Source organism: Streptomyces sp. NPDC057543 (assembly GCF_042801895.1).
Lineage (GTDB): Bacteria > Actinomycetota > Actinomycetes > Streptomycetales > Streptomycetaceae > Streptomyces.
Genome location: NZ_JBHVFF010000168.1, coordinates 1 through 18,869 on the forward strand (window position 1 = coordinate 1; position 18,869 = coordinate 18,869).

General features: G+C 69.6%; 10 protein-coding genes and 6 pseudogenes. 7 read left to right on the forward strand and 9 right to left on the reverse strand.

Features of this window, described 5'->3' with window-relative positions; genetic code table 11:
• Positions 1-514 precede the first annotated feature (514 nt).
• Positions 515-1,309, reverse strand: a complete 795-nt coding sequence (locus tag ACFU8Q_RS25530) for a hypothetical protein (RefSeq protein WP_384457805.1) — start codon at positions 1,307-1,309, stop codon at positions 515-517.
• Positions 1,310-3,003: 1,694 nt separating this feature from the next.
• Between ACFU8Q_RS25530 and ACFU8Q_RS25535 the strand changes: the two genes are divergently transcribed.
• The 5 genes and pseudogenes from ACFU8Q_RS25535 to ACFU8Q_RS25555 all read left to right on the forward strand — a co-directional run.
• Positions 3,004-4,596: a sensor histidine kinase gene (locus ACFU8Q_RS25535; RefSeq protein WP_384457788.1), complete on the forward strand. Its 1,593-nt coding sequence runs from the start codon at positions 3,004-3,006 to the stop codon at positions 4,594-4,596.
• Complete coding sequence (locus tag ACFU8Q_RS25540; RefSeq protein WP_384457790.1) at positions 4,593-5,270, forward strand: response regulator; 678 nt, start codon at positions 4,593-4,595, stop codon at positions 5,268-5,270. Before ACFU8Q_RS25535 ends, ACFU8Q_RS25540 begins: the two co-directional genes overlap by 4 nt.
• A gap of 315 nt (positions 5,271-5,585) precedes the next feature.
• Positions 5,586-6,365 (forward strand): ABC transporter ATP-binding protein, encoded by a 780-nt coding sequence (locus tag ACFU8Q_RS25545; RefSeq protein ID WP_384457792.1) that lies wholly within the window; start codon positions 5,586-5,588, stop codon positions 6,363-6,365.
• A gap of 49 nt (positions 6,366-6,414) precedes the next feature.
• Complete coding sequence (locus ACFU8Q_RS25550) at positions 6,415-8,982, forward strand: ABC transporter permease (RefSeq protein ID WP_384457795.1); 2,568 nt, start codon at positions 6,415-6,417, stop codon at positions 8,980-8,982.
• Positions 8,983-9,204: 222 nt separating this feature from the next.
• Positions 9,205-9,494 (forward strand): annotated as a pseudogene (locus ACFU8Q_RS25555) (hypothetical protein); the annotation flags it as partial.
• 467 nt (positions 9,495-9,961) lie between these two features.
• Here ACFU8Q_RS25555 and ACFU8Q_RS25560 read toward each other — a convergent pair.
• The 3 genes and pseudogenes from ACFU8Q_RS25560 to ACFU8Q_RS25570 form a co-directional block, all read right to left on the reverse strand.
• On the reverse strand, positions 9,962-10,138 hold the full coding sequence (locus ACFU8Q_RS25560; protein WP_384457797.1) for a hypothetical protein: 177 nt from the start codon (positions 10,136-10,138) through the stop codon (positions 9,962-9,964).
• Positions 10,135-10,242 (reverse strand): annotated as a pseudogene (locus ACFU8Q_RS25565) (LuxR C-terminal-related transcriptional regulator); the annotation flags it as partial. The gene ACFU8Q_RS25560 and the pseudogene ACFU8Q_RS25565, both read right to left, overlap by 4 nt.
• A gap of 307 nt (positions 10,243-10,549) precedes the next feature.
• On the reverse strand, positions 10,550-11,602 hold the full coding sequence (locus ACFU8Q_RS25570; RefSeq protein ID WP_384457799.1) for a zinc-binding dehydrogenase: 1,053 nt from the start codon (positions 11,600-11,602) through the stop codon (positions 10,550-10,552).
• A gap of 70 nt (positions 11,603-11,672) precedes the next feature.
• Between ACFU8Q_RS25570 and ACFU8Q_RS25575 the strand changes: the two genes are divergently transcribed.
• Complete coding sequence (locus tag ACFU8Q_RS25575; protein WP_384457801.1) at positions 11,673-12,248, forward strand: TetR/AcrR family transcriptional regulator; 576 nt, start codon at positions 11,673-11,675, stop codon at positions 12,246-12,248.
• Positions 12,249-12,827: 579 nt separating this feature from the next.
• Here ACFU8Q_RS25575 and ACFU8Q_RS25580 read toward each other — a convergent pair.
• The 3 genes and pseudogenes from ACFU8Q_RS25580 to ACFU8Q_RS25590 all read right to left on the reverse strand — a co-directional run.
• Positions 12,828-13,841: a hypothetical protein gene (locus ACFU8Q_RS25580; protein ID WP_384457803.1), complete on the reverse strand. Its 1,014-nt coding sequence runs from the start codon at positions 13,839-13,841 to the stop codon at positions 12,828-12,830.
• Positions 13,842-14,002: 161 nt separating this feature from the next.
• A pseudogene (locus tag ACFU8Q_RS25585) lies at positions 14,003-14,536 on the reverse strand (carboxyl transferase domain-containing protein); the annotation flags it as partial.
• 593 nt (positions 14,537-15,129) lie between these two features.
• A pseudogene (locus ACFU8Q_RS25590) lies at positions 15,130-15,597 on the reverse strand (helicase); the annotation flags it as partial.
• Between ACFU8Q_RS25590 and ACFU8Q_RS25595 the strand changes: the two are divergent.
• Positions 15,590-15,805, forward strand: a pseudogene (locus ACFU8Q_RS25595) (transposase); the annotation flags it as partial. The pseudogenes ACFU8Q_RS25590 and ACFU8Q_RS25595 sit on opposite strands and share 8 nt — an antisense overlap.
• A gap of 164 nt (positions 15,806-15,969) precedes the next feature.
• Here ACFU8Q_RS25595 and ACFU8Q_RS25600 read toward each other — a convergent pair.
• Positions 15,970-16,857: an IS701 family transposase gene (locus ACFU8Q_RS25600; protein ID WP_384457807.1), complete on the reverse strand. Its 888-nt coding sequence runs from the start codon at positions 16,855-16,857 to the stop codon at positions 15,970-15,972.
• Positions 16,834-18,527: pseudogene (locus ACFU8Q_RS25605) on the reverse strand (ISAzo13 family transposase); the annotation flags it as partial. The gene ACFU8Q_RS25600 and the pseudogene ACFU8Q_RS25605, both read right to left, overlap by 24 nt.
• Between the last annotated feature and the right edge of the window lie 342 nt (positions 18,528-18,869).

Consider the following 18,869-nt stretch of genomic DNA (forward strand, 5'->3'; position numbering starts at 1 on the left):
ATCTACCGCCACCTGGGCAAGAACCTGGCGCCAGCCACACCGTAGGCGCGTCTCCTTGGCGACCTTGAGCACTACCGAGTCGACCGCATGCGCCAGGATCGCTACCTTCCGTTACTGCTCCTGACCAGGCCGGACAGATCCGGACTGTCCCGGCCGCCCTCATGCATTGCCCGGCAAAGCGATGCCACGCAACGCTTCTCTCACCGCACCGCGCCGACCCGGCAATTCCCTGCGCATGCGTCACCCCGCGTCCGCAGGTACCGGCTCGCTGCCCCCGGCGGTGCGAACAGACACGGCTGCCCGCCGCCGTTTTCCGGCCGCATCCGCACCCCGTGACGACCAGACCATTCGAGGAGAAGATTCGTGAACACCGCGCCACACCAGGCGCTGGCCGCCCTTGGACTCGACTGGGCGGCGTAGGAGCCGGAGCATGCCGGGCGGGTCGTCGCGTGACCGACGACCGACCTTGGCCAACCCGATGGGGAGGGGGGACGCGCCTGGTGCCCGGACCCGGTCAGTCCAGCTCGTGCTCGGGGCCTCCGAAGTCGGGGCTGGTGAAGTCCGGGCTGGCGAATGTCGGGCGGGGGCCCGCCGCCGGGCCGTCGTCCGGGCTGGTGAAGTCCGGCCGGCTGTAGCCGAGCTGCGGGATGCGGTTCGCCGAACGATGCGGTGTGCGCGGCGCGGGGCCGGCGCCGGGGTCGGCGAGCGCGTCCCGCAGGAACGGCAGGATGCCCCGTTCCAGCAGGGCGAACCGCCAGGCCTCTCTGGCGTGTGCCACGCCCTCAGGTAGATCCTCGTCCTGCTCCTCGGCTGCCAGTGACGTCGAACCGTCGCGCAGGGCGGTGATGAGGAGACCGACGACGGCGACGGGGATGGCTGCCGCAGTGACTGCCGCGAAGGACCAGCCCGCGCCCACCATGGTGCTCGCGAACGATGGCGGCGGATTGAGCATCTTCAGGAGGTAGCCGACCAACAGGAAAATCACCGCGGCTGTGCCTGCCAGCACCGGCACCAGGACGGTGATGACGGCGAGCGCACCGGCTCCGGCCGCCTCCGGGGCCGGTGTCTCGCGTCTGGCCCGCCGCGCGCGATCGGGCGTGCGGCCGGCCAGACTCTGCTCGGACGTACGCGGTGTCCGCGTCCCCGCCGCCTTCGGTGCCTCTGGGCGTACGCGTAGCCCAAGCAGCGCTGCCAGCAGACGACGGCCGAAGGACATCCCGGCCCACCGCCGCGGAACGACTCCGTCGCTGATACGGCGGCCGCCGGGTTGTCCGGCACCCAGCACGGCAGCGCCGAACCGATGGCCCAGACCTGTCGAGGCATGGTGGCCGGTGGCCCGGGTGCCGGAGCCGGGGAAGGCGGAGAAGCCAGAGGTGGACGCCGAGCGCGAGGACGAGGACACCATGCCTGAAGACTCGTACGGGGATGCCGAGCTGCGGTGTTCCTCGCGGACCCTTACGTAGTGGTCGTACTCGGTGGCGGCTGTCGCGGTGATCAGCGCCGTGGCGTCCAGCGCCATAGTGCGCAGCTGCGCCAGGGTGAGCCGTTCTCCGGCTGCGGCCAGATCCGGTCGTTCGTGGGCATGACGCAGTGCGTCGTCGAGGATCCGCTCGTACTCGGGGCGGTCTTCGTTCAGCAGGTGCGGAGCGCTGTTCACAGCCCCTCCTCCCCGAGCGCCGGCCCCTGCCGCAATCGTGGCGCGCCTCGACCATCGAGGCCAGACCCGGTTCCGTCGGACGGGTCCGCGGGGAAGGGAGTGTCCCTGGTGCCTGTGAGATCCGGGAGTTGTGTTCGGTCCGCGGGGAGCTCGCCGGATGCGGGCTCCGGCGTACGAGCGTCCGCGACCGTGGCGGGCCGCCCAGACGAAGACATCGGCCGCGCAGGGGACGGCGGCCTTCCTGCAGGGCCAGAGGGCTGGGCCGGATGATCCGCAAAGGGCGCGGATGGCTGCGCCACTCGGGGCGGGGGAAAGTCCATGGCGCCCGAGTCGTCCGCACCGCCCGCACCCACGGCGTTGTCAGCCGCAGTCGAGGGCAACTCGGCTTCCGCGGCCGCCCCAACCGGCTGCCGTTCGCCCGTCACCGCCTCGTTCACCGTCTGGATGCGGCCGAGTTGGGTGAGCAGCATGGGCGCCGATATTCCGACGACGAGGGCGGCGTACCCACCGCTGATCTGTCCTGTGGTCCCGAACAGCACTGCGGCCCCGGCGCCCATCACGCTGTGCACAACGGCCGCGACGGTGTCGACGGCGGGGTCGAAGTATGCAGGGAACTGCGGAGCTACGCCCTGTGCCGTCCCTGCCGCGGCTAACTGCCGGTGAGTGCGGCGGTCAGCCTGCCAGGATACGAATCGGGTGTACAGGTCCAGGGCCCCTCGCAGCAGACCACCCGCCGCCCCCAAAAGGATCAACGTCGGGACGTCCACGGTCTCCCCTGGGTAACGGCGCTGCCACCTGGTCGCGAGCTTCCGGTCACGGGATGAGCGTAAAGCCGCCCGCCCGTCACGGGGAAGGGCTCGCTCGTAGAGGAGAGCGTGCTCGCGTACGTGGAGCCCGGGGTGGCTTTGTTCACGAGTTTGGTTTCTCGTGAACATCAACCCGCCAGTCCCACCGGTCCGGGACAGGGCGGTCTGCTTCCCGAAACCCGCCTCTCATCGTGCGAAGTGCCGGACATCCGGCCCGACGCGCGAGGGGAGGCCCGACGACGCTGGTCCCCCTCAGGACGCTGTGCGCGCCCCGGTCCGCGACCATGCTGGACCGGCCGGTGGGGCAATGGCTGTCCAACCTCCGAGGCCCGACCGGGAGGACGCCCGCATCGGTCCCGGGCGGCACGGCATGGGCCGGGCTCTACCGAAAGACAGAGTGCTGGATCGGTCCTGAGGCCCACGCCCGCGCGCCCGTGGCGACCAATACTGGATGGCGTGCCCCTCATCAGCTGTTTCCGTCGTTCCGCCCGCCCCGTGCCGGACACCCCAGCGCGTCCGGGAGGGGTTGGCCGGGACGTCGTGGAGACGGCCGGTGTGGCCCTCGCCGCCTTGTGTCTGTTCGTGGTCGCCCAGCGGCTGTGGAATCTGCCGCACCCCGTTTTCCAGCTGTGCGTGGTTGCGGTCGCCGTGGTGACCTTCCCGTTGCGGCGGCGCTGGCCCGAGGCCGTGCTCCTGGTCCTCGCCGTGCTTGCCGGGGCGGCGACCGTTGTCGGCCCGGTGATGGCGGCCACCGCGTACACAGTGGCGCTCGACACGGCCCTGCCGCGCCACCGGGTCCGGCTGCTGGGCGGCGCGAGCCTACTGATCATTGCATCCGGGACCGCGACCGGCCCCTCGTGCGGCCCCGGCTCGGCCATTTACGGCCTGGAGCTCGGGTTGGTTCTGGCGGCAACCGCCGTGGTCGTGCCCGGCTTGGTCGGTACGGTGTACGGGCAGCAGGCCCGGCTGCTGCGGGCGCTACGCGAACGCGGCAACGCGGCCGAGCAAGCCCGCCGGTTCGCCGACAGCGAGGCCCGCACCCACGAGCGGTCCCGGATCGCCGCCGAGATGCACGACCTGGTAGGCCACCGGCTCAGTCTCATCTCGCTGCACGCCGGCGGTCTGGAACTCGCCCTCGACCAGGCCGCGCCGGAGCTGCGCGAGGAGGCCGTCCTGGTACGGCGGACCACCCGGGACGCGATGCGCGAACTGAGGCAGGCGCTCGGGGTCCTCGGCCCGCTCGATCGGGACACCGGCCCGAACGCGCTCACCGACGCCACCGGCACCCGGGCCGACGTCGAGGCACTGGTCGCGAAGTCCCGCGACGGCGGGATCGCCGTACGGCTGGAATGGAGCGGCCCCGACCTCTACGCATGCCCAGCGCGGGTGCGGCGCGCAGTGCACCGGGTGGTGCGGGAGGCCCTGACGAACGTGCACCGGTACGCATCGGCCGCCCATGTCACCGTGCGGGTCGAGCATGACGACCGGACCGTGCGGGTGACGGTCCGCAACGGCGCGTCACCCGCACCGTCCGGCACACCGTCCGAGACCGGGACGGGGCGCGGCCTGACGGGCCTGCGCGAGCGGGTCGAACTGCTCGGCGGCACCTTTGAGGCCGGTGCCCTGCCGCCCGGCGGGTTCCAGGTGGTCGCGGACATCCCGGCGCAACCGGACGACGCGGTCGCCTCGAAGCCGTCCGGGGGCGGCGCGGAGGCCTCCCCGTCGGCCTCGATCGACGATGGGGCGGCGCTGTCGCGTGAGCCGCGGACGGCCGGGGCGCTCACGCTCGCCCTCGGGGCGGTGGCGCTGTGGGTGCTGATGACGCTCGCGATCGCCCTGGTGTACGCCCAGCCGAGGCACTTGGACCGGCCTGTGGAGCCGCGTCTGGGTATGACGTACCAGGAGTTGAAGGGGGTCTTCGACAGCCCCGCCATGCGTGCTGCGGCCACCGGGCACGAACCGCCTCGGCCCACCGGCACGGTGGGCTGCGTCTACCCGCGCGCCGGCAGCGGCCCCCGGCTCGGTGCCTTCGTCGTCACCCGCTACTGCTTCAACGCTTCACAACGTCTCATCTCCATCGACCGTTTCACCGTCCCGTCTGTACGGGACACTTCGCCCTGGGAGACTCCATGACCGAGCCCACTCGGCCGATCCGTGTCCTGCTCGTCGACGATGAGGCAATGATTCGGCACGGGGTGCGGTTGATTCTGCGGCACGCCGACGGCATCGACGTGGTCGCCGAAGCCGCTGACGGACACCGGGCGGTGGAGGAGGCTGCCGCGCACCGCCCGGATGTGGCGTTGGTGGACATTCGGATGCCCGGGTGCGACGGGCTGGCCGCGATCCGGCCGCTGCTCGCGCTCGATCCGGCGCCGCGCGTGATGATGCTGACGACCTTCGGCGACGAGGAGAACGTGCTGCGGGCGCTGCGGGACGGCGCCTCGGGGTTCCTGCTGAAGGACGAGGGGCCGCAGGAACTGATCAGCGCGGTCCGGGCAGCGGCGGCCGGTGACGCGGTGCTCTCCCCCGGGGTCACCGGAGCGGTGATTGCCCGGATGCTGTGCGGCGGCATCTCGGACGCCGACGGCCCGGCCCCGCAGGACGAGCGGATCGCTCGGCTGACCGGGCGTGAGCGGGAGGTGCTGGCGATGCTGGGTGAGGGGTTGTCGAACCAGGGCATCGCGGAGCGGCTGGTCATCGGCATCGGCACGGTGAAGACGCACGTGAGTGCGGTCCTGGAGAAGACCGGATCGACGAGCCGGGTGCAGGCGGCCCTCCTGGCGCATCGCGCTGGCCTGCGCCCCTGACCCCGGACCATTCCGCGTACCCGCGTGGCCCACATGAGGGACTCATTCGGTGGGCCAGGTGCGCCGTCCACGTCCCCGGAGCCCCGGCCGTGCCGCCCGTCGTAGGTCCGGCCAACACCGCGGGTCCGGCCAAAGGCAGAGATGAGTCGGTGAAGGTCTGTCGAAGGGCAGGGACGGGCAGCTCGTCTCTGCCCTTCGATGGACCGCAACTACCGCCTCTGGGGCGATGTTTGTGCAGGTGAGAGCTTTGAGGATGGGAATGCCCCTCTGGCCCGCGGGATGCTCGCGGGCCGTCGTTCCCCAGGTGGAGTCCTCATGTCGCAGATGTTCGTTTCCCCCGGTACCCCCGTCACCGAGTCGGCCGCCCGTGCCACGGGCCTGACCAAGGTGTACGGGAGGGGCGAGACTCAGGTCACCGCATTGGACTCGGTGTCCGTGGAGTTCGCGCGGGCACGGTTCACCGCGGTCATGGGTCCGTCGGGATCCGGCAAGTCGACGCTGATGCACTGCATGGCGGGCCTTGACCCGGTCACCTCGGGTTCCGCCCGGATCGGCGGCGTCGAACTGGCCATGCTGAACGACCGTCAGCTCACTCAGCTGCGGCGAGAGAAGGTCGGCTTCGTCTTCCAGGGCTTCAACCTGCTGCCCACCCTGACGGCGCTGGAGAACATGACGCTGCCGCTGCGCCTCGCCGGTCGGCAGCCCGACACCGCATGGCTGGACACCATCGTCGCAACTGTGGGGCTGGCCGGGCGCCTCGCGCACCGTCCGGCCCAGCTCTCCGGCGGCCAGCAGCAGCGCGTTGCCGTTGCCCGCGCCCTGGTGTCCCGTCCGGAGATTGTGTTCGCCGACGAGCCGACCGGCAACCTCGACTCGCGTGCCGGCGCGGAGGTGCTGGGCTTCCTGCGTGATTCGGTGCGGGAACTGGGACAGACCGTGGTGATGGTGACCCACGACCCGGTCGCAGCCGCGCACGCCGACCGCGTGGTCTTCCTCGCCGACGGCCGGCTCGTGGACGAGCTGCACACCCCGACCGCCGACGCCGTGCTCAACCGGATGCTCGCGTTCGAGGCCCAGGGCCGCCGCACCCGCTGACCGCCCCCACCAGCCCGCCGTTTCCCTCCCATACTGTCGAAAGCCCACCATGCTGCGAACAGCCCTGCGTAACGTTCTCGCGCACAAGGCCCGTCTGATCATGACCGTGCTCGCGGTCTGTCTCGGTGTCGCGTTCATCTCCGGCTCCCTGGTCTTCGCTGACTCCACCACCGCCGCCTACCGCGCCGCCATGTCCAAGAACTACGCGGACATCGCCGTGAGCGTGAGTCCGAAATCCGCTCCGGGCGCCTCCATCGACGAGCAGTACGGGGCCCTGGACGACGCCCTGGTGCGCAAGCTGTCCGCCATTGCTGGCGTCGCCTCCGTCCGCCCGATGGCCAACGGGTCGGTCACCCTGGCCGCCAAGGACGGCACACCGATGCGAGCCGACAACATGATGGGCCGTTTCGGCGTCGCCTACGTTCCGGGTTCCGACGGCACAGACAGCCGCTACCCGCTCACGTCGGGCCGCGCCCCTCGCGACAGTGGTGAGGTCGCGCTGGACCGCGGGACCGCGGCGGCCGCCGGCTACTCCCTCGGTGACACCGTGACCCTCGCCACGGACGGGCCGGTCCTCGAACTACGTCTGGTGGGCCTGGTGTCCACCAAGGACAGCCGGGTGAACGCCGGCGGCACCCTGGCGGTGTTCGACAAGACCACCGCCCAGAAGCTGTTCGCCACCCTGGGGCACTACGACGGGATCGACCTGACCGCCGCACCGGGCACCGACCAGTTCGAGCTGGCCAACCGGGTCAGTGCCGTGCTGCCGACCGGCCGCGCCGAGGCCACCACCGGTATCGCCCAGGCAAATCAGCAGTCCGTTTTCATCGCGGGCAAGACCAAGAGCTATGACCGCCTTCCGATGCTCTTCGCCGTGGTCTCGCTGTTCATCGGCACGTTCCTCATCATCAACACCTTCACCATGCTCGTGGCACGCCGTACCCGCGAGATCGCGTTGCTGCGGGCGATCGGCGCCACCCGCCGTCAGGTGGTCCACTCGGTCCTTGCCGAGGCGGCCCTGGTCGGTCTCGCCGCGTCCGTTCTCGGGTTCGTGCTGGGTCTGGGGGTGGCCACGGTGCTGCCGAACGCACTGGACACGTCCGCTGACCTGCTGCCCAGTGGGCCGCTGGTGATCGGCCCGGCTGCGATCCTCGCCTCGCTCGTCGTGGGTGTCGGCGTCACCGTGCTCGCCGCCTGGCTGCCGTCGCGCCGCGCGGCGCGGATCGCTCCCATCGAGGCGATGCGCACGGCCGGGCAGCCGCCGTCCGTCGTGGTCTCCCGCGTCCGCGGCGCGGTCGGCCTGGTCATGGTCGTTCTGGGCGCGGGGCTGCTGTTCTCGCTGAGCGACGCGACGAGTGCCACCGGCGCCAACCAGCAGACGGCGATGTTCGGTTGTGGCATTTTCGTGGCCGGTCAGATCGTGCTGGCCCCGCTGCTCGCTGGCCCGGTGATCCGCCTGATCGGCCGGCTCACCACCGGCTTCGGCGTCGTGGGCGACCTCGCCCGTGAGAACACCCTGCGCGATCCGCGTCGTACTGCCGCCACCGCCGTCGCCCTGATGATCAGTACGGCGCTGGTCTCCGGTCTCGCCGTCGTCAACCATTCCACGAACCAGGCCCTGGATGTCCAGGCCGCCGCCGGACTGAGCGCCGACTACGTCATCAGCACCCGCAACACCACCACCGCCGTCGACTCCGCCGCCGTCCAGCGGGTCGCCGACGTGCCCGGGGTGCGGACCGTCTCCGCCGTGGCGGACTCCACCATCTCCGCCGGCCCCCTCGTCAAGACGGTCTCCGGGGTCGACCCGAAGACCGTCGACGACGTGATGAAGCTCCACTTCCTCAGCGGCTCCGCCAAGGACCTCGGCCCCGGCAAGCTCGCCGTCTCCCACAGCTTCGCCCGCGACCACCACGTCACCACCGGCGAGCAGATAAAGGCGAGCATCGGCCCCGGAACCGGCGACCGCGACGAGCCCTACACCGTCGTCGGCGTCTACCAGGACAACCCCACCGCCCACGACGTCCTCGGCTACCGCGCCGACGTGCAGAAGCACGGCTACCTGCGCGATTCCGTGCAGCGCATCCTGGTCCGCACCACCGACGGCACGGTCTCCAACGACCTGGAGAAGCACCTGCGCGCCGCCGTGAGCGACAGCCCGCTGCTGAAGGTCCAAAACCGCGCCCAGCTCGTCCAGGAACAGGCCGGCGTCGCCGGCGACCTGATGACCCTGATGTTCGGACTGCTCGCCATCGGCATACTGATCTCCACGCTCGGCATGATCAACACCCTCGCCATGTCAGTCTCGGAGCGCACCCGTGAGATCGGCGTCCTGCGCGCCATCGGCATGGACCGCTCCGGCATCCGACGCATGATCCGCCTGGAGGCCATCTACGTCGCCGCCTTCGGCACCCTGCTCGGGCTGGCCGCCGGACTCTTCGGGGCGTGGAAGGTCAGCGGGCTGGCCAACGGCGCAATCCCCCAGTACTCCTTCTCCCTCCCCTGGCCCACCCTCGCCCTCGTGGTCCTGCTCTCCCTCGCCGTCGGCACGGTCGCCGCCACCCTGCCCGCCCGACGGGCCGCCGCACTCAGCCCGCTCGAAGCGGTCACACAGGCGTAGGGAAGCGGCCTGCACTCGACACCTCCACCGCAAACGTGCCGGAGGGGCGACACCCCGTCGCTCCTCCGGCGTGTTTTGACCGGTCGGTGCACAGATGAACGTCAACAGCGCGACGAGACGACGGCGGGCCTGGGCACGGCCGCCGAAGATGCAAGGTAAGCCTGCACGACTGAAGGCCCTCCACTCTCCGTAGAGGGGATCAATCATGACCTCGGACCAAGACACGATGTGGCGTCAATGCACCTCGACGACGAGGTCATGGCCGCTCTGGAGGAAGCGGCCCTCGAACAGGAGGCGGCGGTCCGGCAAAAAGGGGAACACCCGAGGAACAGAACGGGCAGACCAGCGAAGGTGACCCCGCCCGGGCCGAGCGCCGGCGCGTCCGGCGACAACGCAAGGCCCGGCTCGGGGCCGCCCTGCTCGGCAGATCCCGCGGCGGACTGACCAGCAAAATCCACCTCGCCAAGGCGCTGCTGGCGTGTCGAACGCACGCCAATGATCGCTGCCACCCGGCCGAAGTCACTGCTTCACGAAGCAAGGTCCGGCAGGTTCAACCCGTCAGTGCAACACCTGATCATTTGGGTGTTGTTTCTGCTGGTGGGAGAGTTCTCTGGCTCGGTTGAGGCGGCCTGGCCCATCAGGCGTCATCCGCAGCTCACACTCCCGCTGCCTGAGCACACGGCCGGCATCGGCGAGCCGCCACACCCGGTGCGCATCCTTCGGGAAGGCGACCTGGCGGCCATCGTCAGCAGGTGCCTTCGCTTGGAGCGCGCACGCTTCGTGTCATAGCTGTGACGTTGGTAGAGGCCCTCTTTACGAGGGTGTTGATCTCGCAACCATCGACCGTCACCCGTGACACTCCGGTTTCGTGTCGCGCTGTACGTAGTGACCCCGGGCGGCGTCAGGTGCCTGCACTCCTGGGGAGGCTCGGGGGCGCCAACGTGCAGGGGCAGGCCACTCCCGAGGCTGCTATGTCGTGTCAAGCCGCTTGAGTGAGATTCTCGGCGCTCTCAAGTCGGTTCCGGTCGGCGTGTTCGAGGACCTTGAAGATCTGTCGACAGACCACAACCGCGTCGGCCCGGAGGATCGTCAGGGCCGTGTCGACGCCGAGCTCGCCGGCGCGGGCCATGAACGGCGGCCACCGGGCGTGGCTCACCCCCGCCCCTCCACCACCCCCGACTCCCAGGCCCAAGCCGCGATCTCCACGCGGTTGCGAGCGGACAGCTTCGTCTGCACATTTCCGAGGTGGGTCTTCACTGTCCCTCCCCTCGTAGCGTGGAGTCCGTGATTGCAGGGGAAGTTGAGGTTCATGGGAACCGACAAGCGGACGTACGATGCCGAGTTCCGTCAATCCGGATTCCACCGATGAGGAGTGAAGCGCTTGCTCTGTCGGGACCATGAACCCGGGTCATCTCTGGTCGTATCCGCCACGTCGCCGACAGGCGCTCCGATAGCGCGGAGGGGTGTGGGTCCGGCCCGCGATGCCGCATGCCCACGTCTTCATGGCACCGTTGCCGTCGCAGCGGCCCGCATGATGTGTCTCCGGCCGTGATTCTCAGAGTGAAATTCATGGGTGCATGACGATCTTTCCCACGTGCCTCCTGCGGGCGAGTTCCTCCTGCGCCTGAGCGGCCTGGTCCAGGGGAAACGTCGCGGCGACGACGGGCTGAATCTCGGCCTTACGAGCCAGGTCCACGAGGAGGCCGAAGTGCGTGGGCGTGTGCATCGCGGAGCCGATCACCTGCGCGTTGTGCAGGTAGAGACGGCGCACGTCGAAAGTCACGTCGTAGCCGCCGAGTGCGCCGGCGACGACCCACCGACCGCCTTCGCGCAGCAGCGGCAGTCCCTCGCCCACCAGGTCCCCGGCGACGACGTCGAGTGCGACGTCGATGCCGTCCGGGGCAGCAGCGCGGATCTGCTCGGCGATGTCCCCTGCTCGGTCGACGACTTCGTGTGCGCCCGCCTCGCGCACCGCTTCGATCTTGGATCCGCTGCTGAGGGCAAGCACCCTCGCACCGCGCGCACGGGCGATCTGCACCAGCGCGAGACCGACGCCGCCGGACGCTCCCGAGACCAGGACGGTCTCTCCCTCCCGCAGCCGACCCCGCTCGATCATGCCCACGGCCGTGCCGTAGGCGGTCGGCAGCGTCGCGAGCTGATCGTCCGTGAGGGGGGATTCGGTCACGTCGTGCACCCGCACCGCCAGTGCGGTCACGTACTCGGCATAACCGCCGTCGCGTTCGCTCCCCATCAGGCCCACCGGGTTCGCATCCGGCCCTTCGGTGTCGTAGATCGCCGGGTCGACGACCACTCGGCGACCGACGAGGTTCTTGTCCACGTCGGCACCGACTGCCACGACGCGGCCTGCCACGTCGGCGCCCTGGATGCGCGGGAAGCCGATCGGCCCTCGCCAGCCCGACAGCGCCTCCGGGTCGCCAGGCCGACCGTAGGCACCTTCTCGGGTCCACAGGTCGGTGTTGTTCAGCGCCACTGCGGCGACCTGGACCAGCACCTCTCCCGCCTGCGGCGCAGGCACGGCCACCTCTGCCAGCTCGAGAACCTCCAGCCCCCCGTGCTCTGCGAACCGCACCGCGCGCATGGTCTGGGATGCACCCTCCATTTGAACTCCCTCTAGGTATACTGATCTGTGAACACCTTCTACCGTACACCGATCAGTGAAGAGGCACGTGATGCGGGAAGCGCAACCCATGTCACCGGCCGGCCGCCGCATCGTGGCGGCAGCCGAGGAGCTGTTCTACAACCGTGGCATCACAGCGGTCGGCGTGGATCTGATCGCTGAGCACTCCGGCGTGACCAAGCGGACCCTGTACAACCAGTTCGGTTCGAAAGACCACCTCGTGGCGACCTACCTCGATGAACGTGACCGGCGCTGGCGGTCACTTGTCCTCGCTGCCGTCGGCGCCTGCGACGACCCCGTCGAGACCGTCACCGCACCCTTCGACGCCCTGCGAACCTGGAGCGAGAGCAACACCCGCGGATGCGCGTTCATCAACGCGCTGGCCGAACTCGCGGACCCTTCGCACCCCGCGTACCGCATCGCCACGAACCAGAAGCTCTGGCTGATGAACCTGTTCGAGGAACTCGCCACCGCGGCGGGCTGCCCGAACCCCACCCTCCTCGCCACTCAGCTCCTCACGCTGCACGAAGGCGCCCTCGCTACGCAGCCCCTCCCGCTCGACACCCTCTCCGGAAGCACCGACCTGGCACGAGCCCTGGTCCGAGCCAGCACACCAGACCCCCATTGATCCGGCTGCGTCCCACTCGATCCCTCACGATCCGAAGTGGTTACAGTAGGCGTTCGCCGCACCGCTCACCCGCCCGGCGTCCCCAGGCAACCACGTCATCCCAGCGAAGGAGGGAACGGGGGTGGAGGCCGGCGGTGTGTGAACCGTGACGCGGACCCGGCCGGGCCGTTGGGCCTGGACGACTGCGTTGACTGAGCGCGCTAAGGCACGGCGGAGGAAGCGCGCGACGTTTCTCCGGCCGATTCGTGAGCTGCCCGGGGTGGTGCACTGTGGAGACGTGGGCCGCAGCGAACGGTTTAGGGATCTGCGGGAGTCATGGCGGCCGGGCCGTAGACGCGAAGGGCGTCCAGCTGAGACCGCTGCTGGTCATCGCACCCGCGCTCACCGCCTCATTCGCCGGCCCATTGCTGACCGGGACGTTCGGCCTTCTGACCGTGTGTGAAGGAGCGTCTTCGTTGGCCAGTTGAGCGAGCCCGCAACCTGCGGGTTCTCGAGTGTCCGGCGAGATGGGCGCGTGATGGCCGCAGCTCTTGACGTGCCGGTGGGTGCCGCCGCGGTCCCCTCGGTCGGCGGGAGGCGTCAGGTGGTGGGGTCCGCCGTGTCCACGGGACCTCGGGGGGAGGTGCGGGGTGACCGCAGCTGGTCGTGGAGGGCCGCGAAGGCCGTGCACGTGATGGGGAGGGTCACGGCCGCGGTGACCAGGATGCCGACGATGACGGGGGCGAGGATGCCCGCGTAGTAGGCGGCGAAGAAGTTCACGGTGGCCTGTTCGAGGATGGCTCGCACGAGGGGGCGCAGCGGCAGCGCGAGCTGCACCGCCAACCGGAGCACGCCGGCGGTGAGCGCGGCCAGCGGGAGCGCGAGGGCGAGGATGCGAATTCCTCCGGCGCGTGTCCACGTCAGCGACCAGGAACGGCGCAGGGCTGCGCGGGGGCCGAGGCCGTCGGCTGCGGCGGCCGGGGCGAGGGCCAGCGCGAGGCGCAGCAGCACGGCGGCGAACGCGGCCACCGCCGGGGAGGCCGCGACGAGTGTGTGGGGCCACGATCCGCGTTCCAGAAGCTGCTCGTCTGTGTCGAGATGGAGGCCGGTGAGGCTGTTCGCCACGGCACCGACGAGCAGCGGCAGGGGCCATACGACCAGGCCGCGCAGCGTGTACACGGCGAGCATCGGTCGCAGCCGCGCGGGGATCACGGCACGTGACCAGTCCCCTTGCGAGGGCTCGTGCGACCTCGCTGCAACCGCCCGCGAGCACACAGTCTGCAGGGCCGCGCTGCCGGTGCCGAGGAGAAGCAGGAAGAGCGGGAGCGTGCAGAGGGCGACCAGCGCCAGGTCGGTGTGGTCGTGCAGGTAGGGGTCCTCGACGTGGTGGTACCAGATGCGTTGGTTCCGCATACGGGTGAAGACGGGCCAGGCGAGCGCGAATATCGCGGCCGTCATCAGCAGCCCGGCCAGTCCGGACAGGCCGACGAAGCGTACCGTCGCACCTGCCAGAGCGCCCCGGTACCGCCGCAGGACGGCGAATGTCGTGGCGGCCAAGCCGTGTTGCGGGCTACCGCTCGTCGGTGGCACCGTGCGGTCGTGCTGTGTGGGCATGGGGACGAGCCTTCTTTACGTTCCGGGTCCGTTCCCGGAAAGGACGCTGGGCGGACCGGGCGTGGTTCTCGGGACGTGCCCGGCCTTGGCGGCACTGCCGGAGGTCCACGAAGACAAGCGGGTTCGGGGCTGGAGCGGCCGGGGCGCCGCCGGTGGACGCCGGCCCGGTACGGGCGGTTGAAGGGGCAGACGCTGGAGCGGGCAGCGGAGCCGCGGCGGACGGCGGGGTCGTCGGCGGCCGTGATCTCCCTGCGGAAGATCACGTTCGCGGCTCCCTCCGCGCCCATCACGGCGATCTCGTCGGCCAGGCCAGCGCCAGGTAGGTCCCGATCGACCGGGAGTCCATCACTATGTATGCCCCTCCGTACGCCTTCCGCAGCACGACGGAGATCCTGGGCACGGTGGCGTTGCAGTATGCGTAGAGCAGCTTTGCCCCGTGCCTGATCACACCGCCGTGTTCCTGGTCCACACCCGGCAGGAAGCCAGGCACATCCACGAGCGTGACCAGCGGGATATTGAACGAGTCGAGCCGCCTTTTCGGAGGCACCAATGTCAAGCACGCCGGCCGTGCTTGACGGCTGGTTGGCGACGATACCGACCACCCGGCCGCCGAGCCGCGCCAGAGCGCACACAACGTTGGCCGCCCATGCTTCGTGCAGCTCCAGGTGCTCGGTCATGCCGGTCAGTTCGGCGACCTCGGCGGAGTCGCGGAGGGTGCCGTCCTGGTCCAGGGAGCGAAGTCGCCAGGTCACCTGTCGGGACGCGGCCGGCGCGCAGGCCCGGGAGCGTCGGGGGAGAGGCGAGGGTGCGAGGACCGATCACCAACGCACGGAGGCCCCGCATGGTTGAACCGATCCCGCTGCACCTCTCTCCGGAGCGACTGGAGCGCCTGGAGCAGCTCATCGACGCGGTCCGGCTGCGAGCGGCGCTGTATCCGTCCCCGAAGCCGCCGCCGGTCCGGCGCCCCTCCAGGCAGTACCCCCGGCGGCTGGCCGAACCCGTGGCGGTCCGTGCGATGTGCCGGTTTGATGTCGGTGGGTTGGTGTCAGTGACGGCATGTCAGGTCAGGGTGTTTCCGCTGGTGGGGTGTTGAGGTAGGGCGTGGTCACTGACGTGGGGCGGTGCATGCGAGGGGTGCGGCTGTCATGGAGTGGTACACCCCGCCCCGTGCCGCTGTCTCGGGAACGGTACTTCTGATCCCCCGGTGCCCGTGCGGCGGCACCGTGATGGGTGTTGGTGTCCGCGGCGGAAGGTTATTCGGTGGGGGAGCCGAGTGCGTGGGGTGAGGTCGCGTCGGGGTTGAGCAGATCGAGTCGACTCCCCGCTCGCCGGTGATGTCGACGCCCTCACCGAGCACGCGAACTCTGGCGAGGAAGGCCCGGTGGACCCGGCGCCCGGCCGCGTCGATGCCGTTGGCGAACTGTCGCAGGACCTCGCGCCGCTCGGCTACGAGGTGGTCGCCGCACAGCCACGCCGACCACACCCGGTCCGGCGGGACGTGGCGGCCGGCCTCCAGCTCGTAGAACCCCGCGTCGATCGAGGACTTCGGCAGCTTGTCGGCGGCGGCCAGATCGGCGTCGGAGGTGTCGTTCAGGTACAGCTCGGCTGCCGTCTCGGGCAGCTTGTCCGCGAACGCGCGGGCCTCTTCGACCTTCTGGTGGAAGGTCATGACCGTACGGAGGTTGTACGCCGCCGCGTGCTCCAAAAGTGCGGTCTGCAGGAGCGCCAGGCGCCGGCCCCGCCGGGCGGCGGGTGACGACCTCACCGAGGCGAGCGAGGAAGCGTTTCGGCAGCACCCGTCTGCCGAGGTGATGCTGAGCTTTCCCGGCATGGGCGTCTAGCTCGGCGCCCGCGTCCTCGCCGAGATCGGCGACGATCCGACCCGGTTCGCCGACATCCGAGCGGTGAAGGCGTACTCCGGCGCGGCCCCCATCACCCGGGCCTCCGGCAAGCAGCTCTTAGTACTCCAGCCGGACTTCGGTGTATGCCCTGGTCAACGGCTTGAGCGTAGGGATGGTGTCGGGTGTGGCGAAGGACCGCCCGGCCTGCCCCGCGAACGGATGACCACGCCGTGTGTAGTGACAGAGGCGGGCCCGGGCCTGGTGCCGACGGCGCCATCTCGACCAGTTCATCGCGTGGTTGCCCTGTCGAGCAGGGCGCCGGTGGGTAGTTGCCAGTAGACGGCGAATTTCGGCCGGGGTGAGGTCCACGAGGTCGGGCGTGTCGTGATCGGCTCCCCCTTTTGCCGTTCCTGGGCGGCGGTGACGGCCAGGAGCGCGTGGGCGAGCATGGCGAGGGTAATGTGCCGGTACCAGCCGACGTAGCGGCGGACTTCGTACTGGTCCAGGCCGCATTCGTTCTTCGCGCTCTGGAAGCATTCCTCGATCTTCCAGCGGCATCCGGCGATCCGCACGAGATCGGTGACGGTGGCGTCCAAGGGGGCGGATGCGAGGAAGTAGGCAAGCTCGTCGGGCTTGGTGATGCTGCGGCGGGCGAGCATCCAGCGTTGCCGAGTGGGCTCGTCGCCGTCGAACTCCCAGACCGCCGGCAGGCGGGCGGCAGCCCAGTCGTAAAGCCGCGGTCCTTTGGCACCGTTGCCGCAGGAGAGCCGCTGCCGTGCCTCGTCGGGGGCCTGGCCGATGAGGTGCTCGATGCGGGGGCCGTGGACCTGCTGGGACTTCGGCACGGCCACGGCGTAGGACAGGCCGGCGTCTTCCAGGAAACGTCGGAAGCGGGAGTCCTGACCGTAGGCGGCATCTGCCGCGACCCAGGCGACGGGCAGCGGCGAGGCAAGGGCCCGCAGGACCATGGTGCGGGCCAGTTCGTTCTTGGTCGCGAATCGGCGATGCTGGGGGATGCGGGCGGCGCGGCAGCGTTCGGGGTCGTCGGTCCAGGACTTGGGCAGGTAGAGCTCGCGGTCGACCAGAGCGTGACCGCGGGTGGTGGCGTAGGCGGCGAAGACGCCGATCTGGCAATTCTCGGTGCGGCCGGGGGCTTGTAATTGAATAACTGTCAGATTTGATCTGCGGGGTTTCTTTAGATAGGCGTGCCATGGGCCTTCAGCTGCTCCAGGGTGCGGGCGGGCGCTCCGGGCAATGGCATGACGGTGATTTTGTGCAGGTCCAGGAGACGGTGCCCGTCCTGGAACTGATTGGACAGGTTGGTGCGGGTGACGCCCAGCAAGTGGGCCAGGAGCGTACTGGTCGCTGCTCTGCGGCGGCGTAACAACGCTGTCAGCAGTCGGTGGTAGTGGTCCAGGCTGCTGGTCTGCGGGTGGAGATAGCTGCGCGGACGGTGAAAGCGTCGTTGGAATGCGGCCTCGGCCAAGGCGTCCCAGTACGGCTCTGAGACCGCCACCAAGTGGTCGAAGTCGGAGCGGGCCATGCCCGTCAGGGCCGGGTCGGTGAGCAGTTCGGTCAGGGCCGGGTCGATCCGGCGACGAGTCCGTGGCACCTCGGGAGGCTTGGGCGGGGCAGGTGCGAGGGTGTAGTTCCAGTCGCCGTGGAACGTGCTCGGTGTGATCGGCAGAGCGTGGAACTCGGCGGGCGTGACGGTCGTGCCAAGGTGGTAGCTACCGGTGTCGAGTTCGGCCCCGATCGAAAGCCCGGTCGTGGTGGTCGTTGCGGCGATGGTCTCGAGGGCGACCTCGTAGCTGGTCAGCGGCCGTCCTCGCCAGTTCGCGGTGATGTGGCAGAACATCCGGTGTTCTATCTTGTTCCACTTTGATGTGCCAGGTGGGAAGTGGCAGACCGTGATCTCGAGCCCACTCTCCTGCGCGAAGGCGTGCAGGTGCTTCTTCCATGTCCAGCGGCGGGGATCGTTGGAGCCGCCGGAGTCGGCGGTGATCAGCAGCCGGGTGGCGTCCGGGTGGTCAGCTTGTCCGCGGTGCTGCCACCAGCGGCGGATGGACTCCACCGCGAACTCGGAGGTGTCATGGTCGGTTCCGACGTTGACCCAGCCGCTGTTGTGGGCGATGTCGTAGATCCCGAAGGGGATGATCACCGGCTGGCCGCTGGTGATGAAGGTGTGGCAGTCCACTTTGATCGGGTTTCCGCCCGGTCGCCAGGTGCGGCCGGGCCGGTCGCGGTCGCCAAGCCACTCTTTGGCCTTGGTGTCGATACTGATCACCGGCTGGTTGTCGTTGAGGAAGGCGGCGGCGGTACGGTTCAGGTGGGCGAACTGAGCGTCGCGGTCCGGATGGCCGACGCCCTCGTGGGTCTTCGCGGTGCCCTGCAGGCTGTAGCCCAGGGTGTGCAGCAAGTGCCCGACGGTCGTGGCGCTGACCGGGTGGCCCTGCTCGGTCAAGGACGATGCCAAGGCGCGCAGCGACAGCGTGGTCCAGCGCAGCGGGGAGACGGGATCGCCGCGAGTGTGCGGCTCGATCAACGCCTCGAGTGCCGGCCGTAGACCGGAATCGGTGGCCGTCAAAGGCTTGCGGCCGCCTCCCGGAACCCGGATCCGACGGGTCGGTACAGGCTGCCCGGCCAGCTCTGCGATGCCGCGTGCGACGGTGGCGGTGCTGGCACCGGAGGCCGCCGCCACCAGAGTGATGCCGCCGTGGCCGATCGCGGTGGCCTCGCTGGCCAGATAGAGCCGTCGACGGCGCTCATCAAGGTGCGGCAGGATCTGGTCGAACTTTGTCTGCAGGGCTTCGGCCGCTGTACGGGGTTGCGGATGCGTAGCCATGCCACAGCCTCCCACCGGCACCCTGACGATGACGATGCTTCAGATCAAATCTGACAGTTATTCAATTGCAAGCCCCGGCGGTGCCTGAGTGGCTGTTGTCGTACCGATCTTGGGGTTTGTCGATCGAACGGGAGTCTCGATTGGGTGGTCGCCGGTTGCTCGGCGCATATGAGCAGGGCCTCCTGAACAGCTCGTTGGTGTCGAATCGCCGAGCAACATCAGGAGGCCCTGGTGCCGCAGTGTTCCGTGTCGATGGCCGGGCGGTCCAGTTCAGTCACGCTGGTGTGTGACTGCCTGGCTCACCGGTTCGGAAACGCCGCCGACAACGGGTCCCGGCAGCCG

Bases quoted from the DNA above. Each gene is read 5' to 3' on its own strand.
- ACFU8Q_RS25540 (WP_384457790.1), top strand. From the start codon at position 4,593: ATGACCGAGCCCACTCGGCCGATCCGTGTCCTGCTCGTCGACGATGAG.
- ACFU8Q_RS25545 (WP_384457792.1), top strand. From the start codon at position 5,586: ATGTCGCAGATGTTCGTTTCCCCCGGTACCCCCGTCACCGAGTCGGCC.
- ACFU8Q_RS25550 (WP_384457795.1), top strand. From the start codon at position 6,415: ATGCTGCGAACAGCCCTGCGTAACGTTCTCGCGCACAAGGCCCGTCTG.
- ACFU8Q_RS25570 (WP_384457799.1), bottom strand. From the start codon at position 11,602: ATGGAGGGTGCATCCCAGACCATGCGCGCGGTGCGGTTCGCAGAGCAC.
- ACFU8Q_RS25575 (WP_384457801.1), top strand. From the start codon at position 11,673: ATGCGGGAAGCGCAACCCATGTCACCGGCCGGCCGCCGCATCGTGGCG.
- ACFU8Q_RS25580 (WP_384457803.1), bottom strand. From the start codon at position 13,841: ATGCCCACACAGCACGACCGCACGGTGCCACCGACGAGCGGTAGCCCG.